Below are 13,443 nucleotides of genomic sequence, written 5' to 3'. Positions count from 1 at the left end.
CTGAGGGGGCTGGGCATGCAGTGTAAAACAGCATTGGCTGTTTTGCGCCGCTGCCCGGCTCCTTTTTCGTTAGGGGGAAATCAGTATGGACATAGTATATTGGGATATAGATGGGACACTGGTCAATACAGGAATGGCCGGCATGCACGCCATCCATGAGGTATTTCACGAACTGCAGGGCGATGACCAGGCCGTGCCCAAAATCGCCGCTGGCGGCCGGACGGATAACTACATCTGCCAGCAGCTTCTCTATCAGGCTACAGGCGTTATGCCCACCGATGAAGAAGTAAACCAGTTCTGCCGGAACTACGAAAAAAAGCTTATGAAATGGCTGAAAAAAATGAAAGGCGAAGTCATACCGCCGGCCCGGGAACTCCTGCCCTTCCTGGCAGAGACCGAAGGATATCGTCAATGTCTGCTCACAGGAAACAGTATCTATGGAGCGAGACTGAAACTCGATTTCTTCGACCTGTCCCGGTATTTTGACTTTGACCACTCCGGATTTGCCTGTCAGTTTTACTATCGCGATGACATGGCCCGCCACGCCTACGAACTGGCAAAAAAAGCCTGGGGCGATACCATAGGCACCATGTACGTCATCGGAGATACCCCCTACGACATCCAGTGCGGCAAAGCCATCGGGGCAAAAACCATCTCCGTCGCTACCGGGCGCTATACCTACGACCAACTGGCAGAACACCACCCCTGGCGCCTCCTGCATCGCCTGCCCGGCCCGGAAGGATTCATGCAGATACTGAAAGGATAGGTAAGGATAGTTTGCAGTGGGAAGTTTGTAGTTTGCAGGAAAGGGCCAGTTTGCAACGTTGGAAGCCGTCTATGAAATAAGGAGATAGGCGGACAGAGTATCTTTGCCGTCCCCGTTAGGTGGAAGGGCCTTTTCGGCCCGCAAGGTGCTGACTGAAAGGAAGCGCAAGGCGGCTGCCGAAACGGACAGCAGAGATGGGCCCACGAAGTGGTGGAAGGGGCCTTACTCAAATCCAGAGTCATATTTATGAATCCGCTTCCACGTGCAGTGATGACGTCGGTTCATAGGAAAAGAATCGTAGTTCGTTCGTCGTTGGTCGTTTATTAAAAGTGGCGACTTGCTACGTTGGCACCTGTCCAACGTGCCGCGTTCCTCGGACTCAGATACTGGGACTCAGATTATAAAAGGCCCCTTCAGTCAGCAGAGCTGACAGCTTCCCCTCACGGGGACGCCCTGCTACACTGTGCTTTGAACTAATTGATTGTATAGATAGGCAGATGGACGGACAGAGCATTTTTGCCGTCCCTGTGAAGGGCCTTTTCGACAGCCGCCTTGCGCTTCCTTGCAGTCAGCACCTTGTGGGCCGAAAAGGGCCACCCCTTCACAGTGGTGGCTTGCTACACGGTCCTTCGAACCGACAGCAAACATAGCCGGCTTGATGCGTTAGAAGGCGTCCCCGTGAGGGGAAGCTGGCGCCGTAGGCGTCTGAAGGGGCTTTACTCAAATCCAGAGTCCTATTTATGAGTCCGCTTCCACGTGCAGTGATGACGTCGGTTTGCAAGGTTGGATTTTATTCATCATCCTATTATTTTTGCAGGAGAGATATATGCCGGGGAATTATGTTGACAAAAATATACGCTTAGCACGTACATTGAGAAAATCCATGACGCCAGAAGAACGACATCTGTGGTATGATTTTCTGCGTACTTATCCTGTGAAATTTTATCGGCAAAAATGCATAGATCGATATATCGTTGATTTCTATTGCCGGCAGGCAAGCTTAGTCATAGAAATAGACGGAAGCCAGCACTATGAAGAAAAAGGGATAGCAGATGATGCACGAAGAACAAAAATCTTACAGTCGTACCACTTATCCGTCATGAGATTTACAAATTTAGATATCCGGCACCATTTCTTGGATGTGTGTACAGCCATTGACCAATATGTGAAACAAAAAGTTCACAATGTGATATGGAGTAAATAATTGAGTTTGCCAGGATAGGATAGTTTGCAGAAAAAGTCAGTTTGCAAGGTTGGCACCTGTCCGACGTGTCACGTTCCTCGGACTCAGATACTAGAACTCAGATGATATAAAGCCCCTTCAGTCAGCGGAGCTGACAGCTTCCCTTACCGAAACCACGAAATTTCTACCTCTCTGACAGAGGACTTCGATAGGGCACTGCGTTTCGGTATAAGCGATTCACACACATTTGTGCGTCGCTATGCTCCTTCAAATGTGGTTCTCTGCTTATCGCGGGGACGCCCTGCTACACTGTGCTTTGAACTAATTAATTGTGTAGATAGGCAGATGGACGGACAGAGCATTTTTGCCGTCCCTGTGAAGGGAAGGGGGACCACGAAGTGGTGGAAGGGGCCTTACTCAAATACAGAGTTTTATCATGAGTCCGCTTCCACGTGCAGTGATGAAGTCGGTTCATAGGAAAAGAATCGTAGTTCGTTCATCGAAAGTGGCGACTTGCTACGTTGGTACCTGTCTGACGTGCCGCGTTCCTCGGACTCAGATACTGGGACTTAGATTATAAAAGAACCCCTCAGACGCCTACGGCGCCAGCTCCCGCTTCCCAGGGGAGCCATGCTACACAGCACTTCGAACCGACAGCAAACATAGCCGGTTTGATGCGTTAGAAGGCGTCCCCGTGAGGGCCCTTTTCGGCCCGCAAGGTGCTGACTGCAAGGAAGTGCAAGGCGGTTGCCGAAACGGAGAGCAGAGATGAAGCTGGCGCCGTAGGCGTCTGAAGGGGCTTTACTCAAATCCAGAGTCCCATTTATGAATCCGCTTCCACGTGCAGTGATGACGTCGGTTCATAGGAAAAGAATCGTAGTTCGTTCGTCGTAGGTCGTTTATTGACAGGGCCGGCCGCCGCTGCGCTATTATATTCATGCATTTAATTATGATAATATAAATCAATAACGTTGACAACAAACTTTATCTAATAGTATACTATGTATGTCCTCATTATGTGCTTTTTGGTACATAGGATAGATGAGAGTACTCACAATACTGTCTAAGTCAGTAAAAGAGAGGAAACTAGGAACACTCGCCAATGAGCTCTTGGACAATGGAAGTATTCTCATCAGACATACGTTTCTATTAGAAAAGAGGTTACCAAATGAAAAAGAAAATCATTGCATCTCTCGTAGCAACCATGGCTGTTGGCGCTACCTGCGCTTTTGCAGCGAACCCGTTTGTCGATGTACCGACCGATTCCTGGGCTTACAAATCCGTAGTAGAACTTGCTGACGCTGGCATTATCCAGGGTGTAGACGGCTCCTACTTCCAGGGCGACCGCAACATCACTCGTTATGAAGCAGCTGAAATGACGGCTAAAGCTATGGCTCACATGGACAAAGCTTCCGTTGAACAGCGTGCCCTCATCAACAAACTGGCCGACGAATATGCTGACGAACTGAACAGCCTCGGCGTCCGCGTTGCCAACCTTGAAAAGAAAGTGGGCAATGTCAAACTTACCGGTGATGCCCGTATCCGTTTCCAGCATCAGAATGGCAATGATGATTATCGTAACGATCATTCCTGGGATTATCGTTTTCGCGTCCGCGCCAATGCCCAGGTCAATGACCGTACGACCGTAACCTATGGCATCAGCACAGGTGACCTGAATTTTGGCGATAATGGTGCAGCATCGGGCGCCGATGACGACAATGGCGATACCTTCACCGATGATGCCAAAGTAGATTACAATTTTGGCGGTGACCACTGGAATCTCAGCGTCGGCCGTACCGATACGTATATTCTCGGCGGTGACAATGCCTATGGATTCCAGTATGGTGATGTATTTGACCGCGCTGAACTGAAGTACACCAGCGATCATTTTGCCGCTACCGCTGGTTATGGTAAATTTAAAGAAGGCTATGCAGCTGATGATGCCGATGCAGAAGTGGTAGGCAATGGCCTCCTCGGTGTCAAGACCGGCTATGGCGAATTAGAAGGATTCTTTGGCGGTGGCCGTGCAGCTGGTTCGGCTGTTGGTGTATATTACAATGATTTCAGTGGCGGCGCGAAAGGCTTTAAAGCCGATGACCTCTGGGGAGCTTATGCCAGCCTGAATCTCGGTAAATGGAATGCATTTGCAAACTATGAAAAAATCAGTAATGACGTAACCGATGACCCGGAAGTATGGATTGGCAAACTGACCTATGGCAGTGCCGACAGCGAAACCCGCGGTACCTGGGATGCCTGGGTAGAATACATCAACTCCGACAGAGGAGCTCTCCTTGGCGGTGCGACCAACTCCTGGCGTGACGACAGCGTCCTCGACAACGTGAAATCGTGGGGCGTAGGCATCGACTACACACTGGCTAAAAACGTAGTCCTCACAGCTGCCCAGACCTTCGGGACAGAAGCCAAACATGGTTCTGACGATCCCGATGAATTTACCGATGTAGAAATCAACTTCTTCTTCTAAAAGAAATAGTGAACAAGCCGTGTGCTGAAATGGTGCGCGGCTTTTTTTTTCGCAGGGAAAGGGGAAGGATAGTTTGTAGTTCCGGGTTTATAGTTTGCAGAAAAAGCCGGTTTGCCGTGTAACATTGCCGTCCTTGCGAAAGGAAGGGCCTTTTCGGCCCGCAAGGTGCTGACTGAAAGGAAGCGCAAGGCGGTTGCCGAAACGGACAGCAGAGATGAAGGAGGGCCACGAAGTGGCGGAAGGGTTCTTACTTTCATCAAGAGTCCTATTTTTGAATCCTTTTCCACGTGCAGTGATGAAGCCGATTTGCTATGCTGGAACCCTGTCCGACATGCAATGTCTTTCGGACTCAGATACTAGAACTCAGATGATATAAAACCCCTTCAGTCAGCAAAGCTGACAGCTTCCCTTACCGAAACCACGAAATTTCTACCTCTCTGACAGAGGACTTCGATAGGGCACTGCGTTTCGGTATAAGCGATTCACACACATTTGCGCGTCGCTATGCTCCTTCAAATGTGGTTCTCTGCTTATCACGGGGACGCCCTGCTACACGGTGCTTCAAACCGACGATATACACATATAACTGTTTGACGGACTGGGAGTCTTTGCCGTCCCTGCGAAGGGAAGGGGGACCGCTATAGCGGTGGAAGGGTTCTTATTTCAATTTAGAGTCTTATCATGTCATGAGTCCTTTTCTACATTCGGTTATGAAGCCGGTTTGCGAGGTTGGAGCCGGTTTGATATGCAACGTCCTCGGACTCAGATACTGGAACTCAAATGATAAAAGGACCCTTCAGACGCCGTTGGCGCCAGCTTCCCTTCGCAGGGACGCCATATTACATGTCCGTCGAACCGGCTATTTTTTATTCCACGATACGAGCAACACAGGACCCACGACCGGTGACGGTTTCCATCCTGAATCGTCAGCGGGGCCGTCATATGCAAGGAGGATGGAGGGAGGCGTAGCGGGGCTACGTTGACCGACGACGACGCAGTAGATGATGGTCACGCTGGCGAGGCAGGGGAAATAAGTCACCGGCCGTGGGTCCTAATTTATACGTTTAACCTCAAATCGATATGATATAAATTCATATCTATGCAAAATTGGCATAAGCAATTGGGGACGTTCAAAAAGTACGTGAAAAACGAGCGTTTTGTCATAGGGCATGAACGGCGTAACGGTGGGAAAGAGAGCGTTTTTTTAACAGTTTATTTTACTGCCGGTTTTTGTTACAAATCCGATACAAATTTAAGAATGATTGAGACAAAATTTAATAAATTTTTAACCGCAGGGTTTACATTTACCTTGTAAAATGCCTGTAAAGCCCATGGTTGACACATTCTTTACGCCATTTTGACAAAAAAACAATCTTGGGGTATAATGTCATCAAGGTCGCAGGTGGGAATGTTCCCAGGCAGTGACCGAGATTGAGAGCATACAAACTTATAGAAACCAGGGTAGTAAAAGAGAGGAAACTAGGACAACTCGCCAATGAACCCCTTGTGGAAATAAGTACAATGCTCGACCGTAATGAGTGGTAAAACTTATTTTTAGAAAAGGGGTAATTCACAATGAAAACAAAAGTTTTAGCAGCTTTAGTTGCAACCATGGCTGTTGGCGCTACCTGCGCTTTTGCAGCTAACCCGTTCGTTGATGTACCGACCGATTCCTGGGCTTACAAATCCGTAGTAGAACTCGCTGACGCTGGCATTATCCAGGGTGTAGACGGCTCCTACTTCCAGGGCGACCGCAACATCACTCGTTATGAAGCAGCTGAAATGACGGCTAAAGCTATGGCTCACATGGACAAAGCTTCCGTTGAACAGCGTGCCCTCATCAACAAACTGGCTGACGAATATGCTGACGAACTGAACAGCCTCGGCGTTCGCGTATCCAACCTCGAAAACAAAGTTGGTAACGTAAAACTCACTGGTGATGCTCGTATCCGTTATCGTTATCAGGACGACAACGCTAAGAGAGAAAATGATAATTCTTGGGATTATCGTGTTCGTCTCCGTGCTAATGCCCAGGTTAATGACCGCACGAAAGTAACTTATGGTATCAGCTCCAACTCCTATTCTTTTGGGGCAAACGATGCAGCAAGTAAAGACGGCAATGATACCTATACGGATCTTGCTAATGTCGATTACAACTTCGGCGGCAACAACTGGGATCTCTTGGTAGGCCGTTATACTTATATCCTCGGTGATAAAGTTGGCTACCAGTTCGGTGATGCTTTCGATGGCGCTCAGTTACAGTATAAGAGCGATAAATTCAAAGCTATCGCTGGCTATGGTAAATTCAAAGAAGGCGCTGGTACCTTCAAGTCTACTGATAAAGATACTTTACACGATCAGGAATCCTATGCTAATGGTGGCGAAGGTATCCTCGGCGTTAAGACCGGTTATGGCGAATTAGAAGGCTTCTTCGGCGGCGGCCGTCTGGCTGGTTCTTCTGTAGGTGTTTACTACAACGATTTCTTTGGTGCTAACAAAGATAAACATGCTTCCTTTGCTGACGATCTCTGGGGCGCTTTCGCAAGCTTCAACTTCGGCCAGAAGTGGAATTTGACTGGTAACTATGAAAAGATTAATGCTAACGATTCCAAAGCTGATGATCCGGAAGTATGGTATGGCAAACTCCAGTATGGCACAGCTTCCTTCGCAGCTCCGAAATCCTGGGATGCCTGGGTTGAATACCTCAATGCTGATCAGAATGCATTCCTCGGCGGTTCCACTAACATGTGGAGATTCTCCGATATGGACAATGTCAAATCTTGGGGTGTAGGCGTTGACTACACGTTCGCTAAGAATGCTATGTTCTCCGTAATGCAGACATTCGCTTCCGAAGCTAAAAATAACGCAACGGATCCGGAAGAAATGACTCGTGCAAACTTCGTATTCGTATTCTAATCCATACGGTACGGAATCAAAAAGACCACTCGAAAGAGTGGTCTTTTTTTTGGTTGGGAAAAGGGAGGGAAGAGCCGTAGTTCATTCGTCGTAGGTCGTTCATCGAGGCCGGAAGGCCGCAGTTCGCAGGTCGGTTTGACGGACAGAGTGTCTTTGCCGTCCCTGCGTGTCATAAAAATATACTATAGACAGAATATACGTTCTATGTTATACTAATTTCATACTATTCGTGTATAGAACAAACTCGTTCATCAGAGGGGGATTCTCTACGGGAGAACTCTCTTTTCTGGTGGACGAGTTCTTTTATTTCTATGGTATAATAGAAAGGAAGGATAAACAATGATGTACCAAATCAAAGACTGACAGGACCTGACCATTCAGGACGATTACATGTTCAAACTCATTATGAGCCGGAAACGTATCTGCAAGAAAATGTTGGAAAAGATATTGCGTATTTCCATTGATGATCTAGTGTATATCGAGGACGAAAAGTCTATGAAGGCCAGTTATGACAGTAAAGGTGTCCGGCTCGATGTCTATGTCAAAGATGATAAGCACACCGTATACAATATCGAAATGCAGGTACGCAAGCCAGAAAATGAGGGATTGTATAAGAGGACGAGGTATTACCAGTCCATGATAGACGGGGATCTGCTGAAAGCAGGAGTCGATTATGATGAACTAAACCCGACGTACATCATATTTATTTGTCCTTTTGAACCGTTCCATGAAGGGCGGCATATGTACACATTCAGGAATTACTGTACGGAAGATAAGGATATCGAACTACAGGACGGAACGGTGAAACTGTTCCTGAATACGAAAGGTACCATGGATGACGTAGAACCAGATGTAAAAGCATTCCTGGAATACGTAGACGGAGTCATGAGCCCGGATGAATTCGTACAAGAAATAGACGAAGCCATCCGGAACGTCAAGACGCAGGAGTCGGAGAGGGTGAGATATATGACCTATACATTGAAATTAAAAGAAGAACGTAAAATTGGTCATGAAGCAGGCTTTCGTGAAGGCATGGAAAAGGGAACACAAAAGGGAAAGTTGGAAGATGCATTAGAGATGTTAAAAGACGGAGTAGCTGTGGAAAAAATAGCGAAGTATACAGGACTTTCTCCAGATATGATTACAGCATTAAAACAAGCCCCCGGATTTGTTCGTGAATAGTATATATGTTCATTTGCTGTAAGTAGTTCATCAAAAGGACCGTTTGTAATGTAAGAATCTTGTCCGACATGCAACGCTTCTCGGAGTCAGATACTGAAACTCAGATGATATAAAGCCCCTTCTGCCGAAACTGCGATATTTCTACATCTCTGAAAAGGGGCTTAAATAGGGCACTGTGTTTCGGCATAAGCGAGGGCTCACGGCCGGGGGCGCTTTGCATCGGAATCATCGGCTATGGTGTCAGATACAAGGCGGAGGAAAGAGGCGTAGCGGTGCTACGTCGATAGACGACAACGCCGTAGATGATGCCATAGCCGGTGAGGCAGACAAAAGAAGTTCCCCGGCCGTGAGCCCCTACACACATTTGCGCGTTGCTACGCTCCTTCAAATGTGGTTCTCTGCTTATCACGGGGACGCCATGCTACACGGTGCTTCAAACCGACGATATATACTGATAGCTGGTTCGTCGAACCGGCTATTTTTTATGCCACAATACCAGCAATACAGGACCCACGACCGGTGACGGTTTCCATCCTGAATCGTCAGCGGGGCCGTCATATGCAAGGAGGATGGAGGGAGGCGTAGCGGGGCTACGTTGACCGACGACGACGCGGCAGATGATAGTCACGCTGGTGATTCAGGGGAAATAAGTCATCGGCCGTGGGTCCGACTACTAGTCACCATATGTTACCTATGGTATAATAAAAAAATAATAAAACAGAAACGGTTCCAGCTGTTTCTATGAATAGATAAGAGGAGGAAGTAATGGATAACAAAGAACTTGTCATTGTTGTCGATTTTGGCGGACAGTACAATCAGCTCATTGCACGTCGTGTCCGTGAAAATCATGTATACTGTGAAGTATATCCGTATCATAAAGCCGTAGCAAAAATCAAGGAGCTGCAGCCGCAGGGGATTATTTTTACAGGCGGCCCGGCTAGTGTGTATGAAGAAAATGCTCCTAAGATAGAAGCGGATGTATTTGAACTGGGAATCCCTGTACTTGGTCTTTGTTATGGCATGCAGTTCATGGCCCAGACGCTGGGTGGGGAAGTGCGTCATGCCGACCGCCGCGAATTTGGCAAAACGGAAACTGACGTAGATACATCGTCGCCGCTTTTCAAGGGACTGGCGGCAAAAGAAATCGTCTGGATGAGTCATCAGGATTATGTAGCCAAGTTGCCGGCTGGATTTTCTATCGTTGCTCATTCGGAAAACTGCCCTGTTGCGGCTATGCAGAATACAGAACGCAAGCTGTACGCCATGCAGTATCATCCTGAAGTGCTGCATACGGAACATGGCAAGGAAATGCTTCACAACTTCCTCTTTGAAGTCTGTGGATGTACGGGTTCGTGGACGATGGCCAATTATGCCAAGACGGCGATTGCCCACATTAAAGAAACGGTCGGCGACGGCAAAGTCGTACTGGCTTTGTCTGGCGGCGTCGATAGTTCCGTTGCTGCTGCCCTGATTTCGAAGGCCGTAGGAAGCCAGCTGACATGTATCTTTGTCGATCACGGCCTGCTCCGTAAAAATGAAGGTGATGAAGTAGAAGCGGCTTTTAAAGACAGCGGAATGAATTTTGTCCGCGTCGATGCTTCTGAACGCTTCCTGGGGAAATTGGCCGGTGTGACCGATCCGGAACGGAAGCGGAAGATCATCGGTGAAGAATTCATCCGTGTATTTGAAGATGAAGGCCGCAAAATCGGAGCTGTCGATTTCCTCGCCCAGGGAACGATTTATCCGGACGTCATCGAATCCGGTGCCGGTGATGCAGCCGTCATCAAGAGCCATCACAATGTAGGCGGGCTCCCGGCTGTTGTCGATTTTAAAGGTCTCATTGAACCCCTTCGCAATCTCTTTAAGGATGAAGTCCGCGAACTGGGAGCCGAACTGGGCCTGCCGGAATATCTCGTGTGGCGTCAGCCGTTCCCCGGTCCGGGTCTTGCTATCCGCATCATGGGTGAAATTACAAAAGAAAAACTCAGCATTCTGCGCGATGCCGATGCCATATTCCGGGAAGAAATCGCCAATGCCGGCCTGTCCCGGGATATCAACCAGTATTTCGCCGTACTGACAAACAACCGCTCTGTCGGCGTCATGGGTGATTTCCGTACCTATGATTACACACTGGCACTGCGCGGCGTTACGACGACGGACTTTATGACGGCAGACTGGGCACGCATCCCCTATGATGTACTGGATAAAATCTCCAGCCGTATCGTCAATGAAGTAGATCACATCAACCGTATCGTGTACGACATTACGAGCAAACCACCTTCCACCATTGAATGGGAATAATAGCAAAAAATCCCCACAAACCGCTAGTAAGCAGCTTGTGGGGATTCTTTTTTGCATCTAAGAGAAGAAGAATAAAAGACGTTTCCCCCTTCTTCCCGTCCTTGTTCTATTCCTTCCCGGCGTTCCTGTGCTAATAGTGCTGTCAGTTTCATATACTCCCGCCTCGTTTCTCTTTACTTAAAAATGATTATACCATGAATGGTTTAGCCTTGTGAACGGCCCGGGATCACCAGCAGGTGCATATACTCGATTAATCAATCATCTTAGACTATTGGCTATTTGCAAGGGTGTTCTTTAATTTCTAGTCGGCTTTCACTGGCGAATTTTATGACGTAGTTTTCCGTTATGTTTAGTATCTTCATGATTCTTTCTGTTTCCAAATGCTCTTTTAAACACCGATATAGAACATCTTCACGACTTTTTATCAGCCCGGTCATGAAGCTATAGACATATCCTTCGGCTTCTTCTCCTACTAGTCCCTCTTCAGCAGCATTTTTTTTGATTTCGTCCAGTTTGCCGCTACGAACCAGATGACGAATTAACATTTCCCGGCTTGCCAGTTCGTCGTCGCTTGGCAGCTTATCTTCCTGGATATTATTCAGACAATTCTGAACAATTGTGTAATCAATTGTAAGAACCAGATTGTCCATATTTGGCCGGTTCTTTTTGTTTGGTGTATACCAGTCGCATGTTTCCAGTCGCTCCGCTTCTGGAGCCCGGGGCCTCATATAGATATTCGTAATTTCTTGATAGTTTTCATCACAATCGACGACAATCCAATCATCAAAATAATTGAATACAGGTCTGTGAAGTTCGTACAATTCATGTAATGGATAGTCTGAGTCTAAAATAGCTTTTTTTACTTCTTCTGCGTTTATCCCAAGGTCTGATAAATAGGGAAGGAAATCAGGATCTGCATCTGGATATTTATCAAAAATAAATTTACCAATTTCATGCTGGACTGCTGAAAGATAGACAAATTCAAATAAGTCATCATCTAAATGATTGTATACCAGAAATAATGGTATTTTAACGCGAAACGAGCTTGGGATGACATAATACCAATCTCCGTCAGGTTCACGGAAATATCCATAGTCTATAAAAGCAATTTGACTGAACATCCACCTTTCACTTTTATTCCGGTTCATGGGGGAATTCGCCGGAACCGTACTCCAGATCCAGCTTTTAAAATGTTCGCTTCCTGGAATACCCAGATGGCTTATTTCGCCTAAGGCAAATAATCTTTCTACATCTTCATCATCCTGATACGTTAGAGCGGATATGCCGACGTTTTTGAAATATCCTCCATTTCCGCTCCAGCCATATTCGATTCCTTTATCGGGCAACCTCCGGGCAATTATTGATATATCACCCATGTAATTCCACCTCCTCGTTCCTGTTTAGATGTTTGTTATTCTATTATATCGGATATATGGGATTGCATCAAAACATTCCTTTCTTTACGCGCAGGATGTTGCGGTATTGTCTGAAATTAGGTATGATGGTAATAAAGTTACGAAGAAAGAGGCGAGGACGGTGCTTCAACAGATAATATTAGAAAATTTTTGTCAACATGAACAATTACAGTGGCAGTCATTGCAAAATATAAATTTGATAATCGGCGAAAATAGTAGTGGAAAGACGATTTTACTAAAAGCGATATATTCTGCTTTACGGGTTTTGGAACAGTTTGGCAAGGGAAATGATAAGCGTGAATTGGCAGATATTTTGGCAGAGAAATTGTACTGGACTTTTCAAGTAGAAGCACTAGGAGACTTGGTTGAAAAAGGGAAAAGTGCGCTGAATTTTTCTATGATTGAGGACTCAGCCGAATTTTGTTTTACTTTCGGCAAAGATACGAATATGAAAATCAGTAAAATTCGAAATACCTTTGATACACCTCGTCAGAATAAAGCTGTTTTTATTCCTGCGAAAGAAGTCTTATCGTTATTTAATATCATCCTAAAATCGCGAGATCAAGATTCACTCTTTGGATTTGATGACACATACCTTGATTTAGTTAAAGCATTGCAAATTGCCCCGCAACGAGGACGTAATTTTGATGCATTTGCTGATGGACGGAAAAAACTGGAACAGGTCATCAAGGGAAAAATAGAATATGATGATCAAAAGAATGAATGGTACTATAAACGAGGAAATGCGCGTTTTACGATTGGTATGACTTCGGAAGGCGTAAAAAAGATTGCTATTTTTAATCGCTTACTCTCTAATCGTTATTTGGATAATCATGCAGTTATCTTTATTGATGAATTGGAATCAGCACTTCATCCGAAAGCAATTTCCGATTATTTGGATATGATTTTTGAATTGTCTCAATCGGGTGTTCAGTTCTTTATTGCCACTCATTCATATTTCGTCATAAAAAAATTGTACCTTTTGGCTAAAATGCATAATCTGTCTGTTCCTGTGTTATCTTTGACAGTCGATGGAAAGCCCGCTTATGACGATATGGCCGATGGGATGCCTGATAATTCCATTATTGGTGAATCCATCCGATTGTACCAGCAAGAGGTAGATTGGTCGTTAGGGGGATAGATATGCTTGCTTTTATAGTGGTGTACAGGCTGTGGAAGGAAATATTGTATTAGGAAC

General features: G+C 46.3%; 9 protein-coding genes. 7 read left to right on the top strand and 2 right to left on the bottom strand.

Annotation, left to right across the window (positions count from 1 at the left end; all coding sequences use genetic code 11):
* Positions 1-85 precede the first annotated feature (85 nt).
* The 5 genes from DW949_RS07850 (at position 86) to DW949_RS07830 (ending at position 8,529) form a co-directional block, all read left to right on the top strand.
* Positions 86-766: an HAD family hydrolase gene (locus tag DW949_RS07850; protein ID WP_118022683.1), complete on the top strand. Its 681-nt coding sequence runs from the start codon at positions 86-88 to the stop codon at positions 764-766.
* An 826-nt stretch (positions 767-1,592) separates the two neighbouring features.
* Positions 1,593-1,970 carry an endonuclease domain-containing protein gene (locus DW949_RS07845; RefSeq protein WP_118022682.1) on the top strand — a complete coding sequence of 126 codons (378 nt, stop codon included), beginning with the start codon at positions 1,593-1,595 and terminating at the stop codon, positions 1,968-1,970.
* A 1,147-nt stretch (positions 1,971-3,117) separates the two neighbouring features.
* Positions 3,118-4,431, top strand: coding sequence for an S-layer homology domain-containing protein (locus tag DW949_RS07840; protein WP_118022681.1), 1,314 nt, complete (start codon positions 3,118-3,120; stop codon positions 4,429-4,431).
* A 1,575-nt stretch (positions 4,432-6,006) separates the two neighbouring features.
* Positions 6,007-7,347, top strand: a complete 1,341-nt coding sequence (locus tag DW949_RS07835) for an S-layer homology domain-containing protein (protein ID WP_118022680.1) — start codon at positions 6,007-6,009, stop codon at positions 7,345-7,347.
* A gap of 390 nt (positions 7,348-7,737) precedes the next feature.
* A complete protein-coding gene (locus tag DW949_RS07830; protein ID WP_199595814.1) occupies positions 7,738-8,529 on the top strand; it encodes an Rpn family recombination-promoting nuclease/putative transposase in 792 nt (263 codons plus the stop codon).
* 232 nt (positions 8,530-8,761) lie between these two features.
* On the opposite strand, the gene DW949_RS13870 is transcribed toward DW949_RS07830, so the two are convergent.
* Positions 8,762-8,893, bottom strand: a complete 132-nt coding sequence (locus tag DW949_RS13870) for a hypothetical protein (RefSeq protein ID WP_255417808.1) — start codon at positions 8,891-8,893, stop codon at positions 8,762-8,764.
* 401 nt (positions 8,894-9,294) lie between these two features.
* On the opposite strand from DW949_RS13870, the gene guaA reads away from it, so the two are divergent.
* Positions 9,295-10,830, top strand: coding sequence for a glutamine-hydrolyzing GMP synthase (gene guaA / locus DW949_RS07825; protein ID WP_118022679.1), 1,536 nt, complete (start codon positions 9,295-9,297; stop codon positions 10,828-10,830).
* Positions 10,831-11,105: 275 nt separating this feature from the next.
* On the opposite strand, the gene DW949_RS07820 is transcribed toward guaA, so the two are convergent.
* Entirely contained in the window at positions 11,106-12,206 is a 1,101-nt protein-coding gene (locus DW949_RS07820) for a hypothetical protein (RefSeq protein ID WP_118022678.1), read from the bottom strand.
* A gap of 160 nt (positions 12,207-12,366) precedes the next feature.
* On the opposite strand from DW949_RS07820, the gene DW949_RS07815 reads away from it, so the two are divergent.
* Entirely contained in the window at positions 12,367-13,386 is a 1,020-nt protein-coding gene (locus DW949_RS07815) for an ATP/GTP-binding protein (RefSeq protein WP_118022728.1), read from the top strand.
* Positions 13,387-13,443 lie beyond the last annotated feature (57 nt).

The sequence above is a fragment of the Megasphaera sp. AM44-1BH genome, assembly GCF_003467125.1.
GTDB lineage: Bacteria > Bacillota > Negativicutes > Veillonellales > Megasphaeraceae > Megasphaera.
The sequence above is the reverse complement of the archived record's forward strand: the minus strand, read 5'-3'. Positions and strand labels throughout refer to the sequence as shown.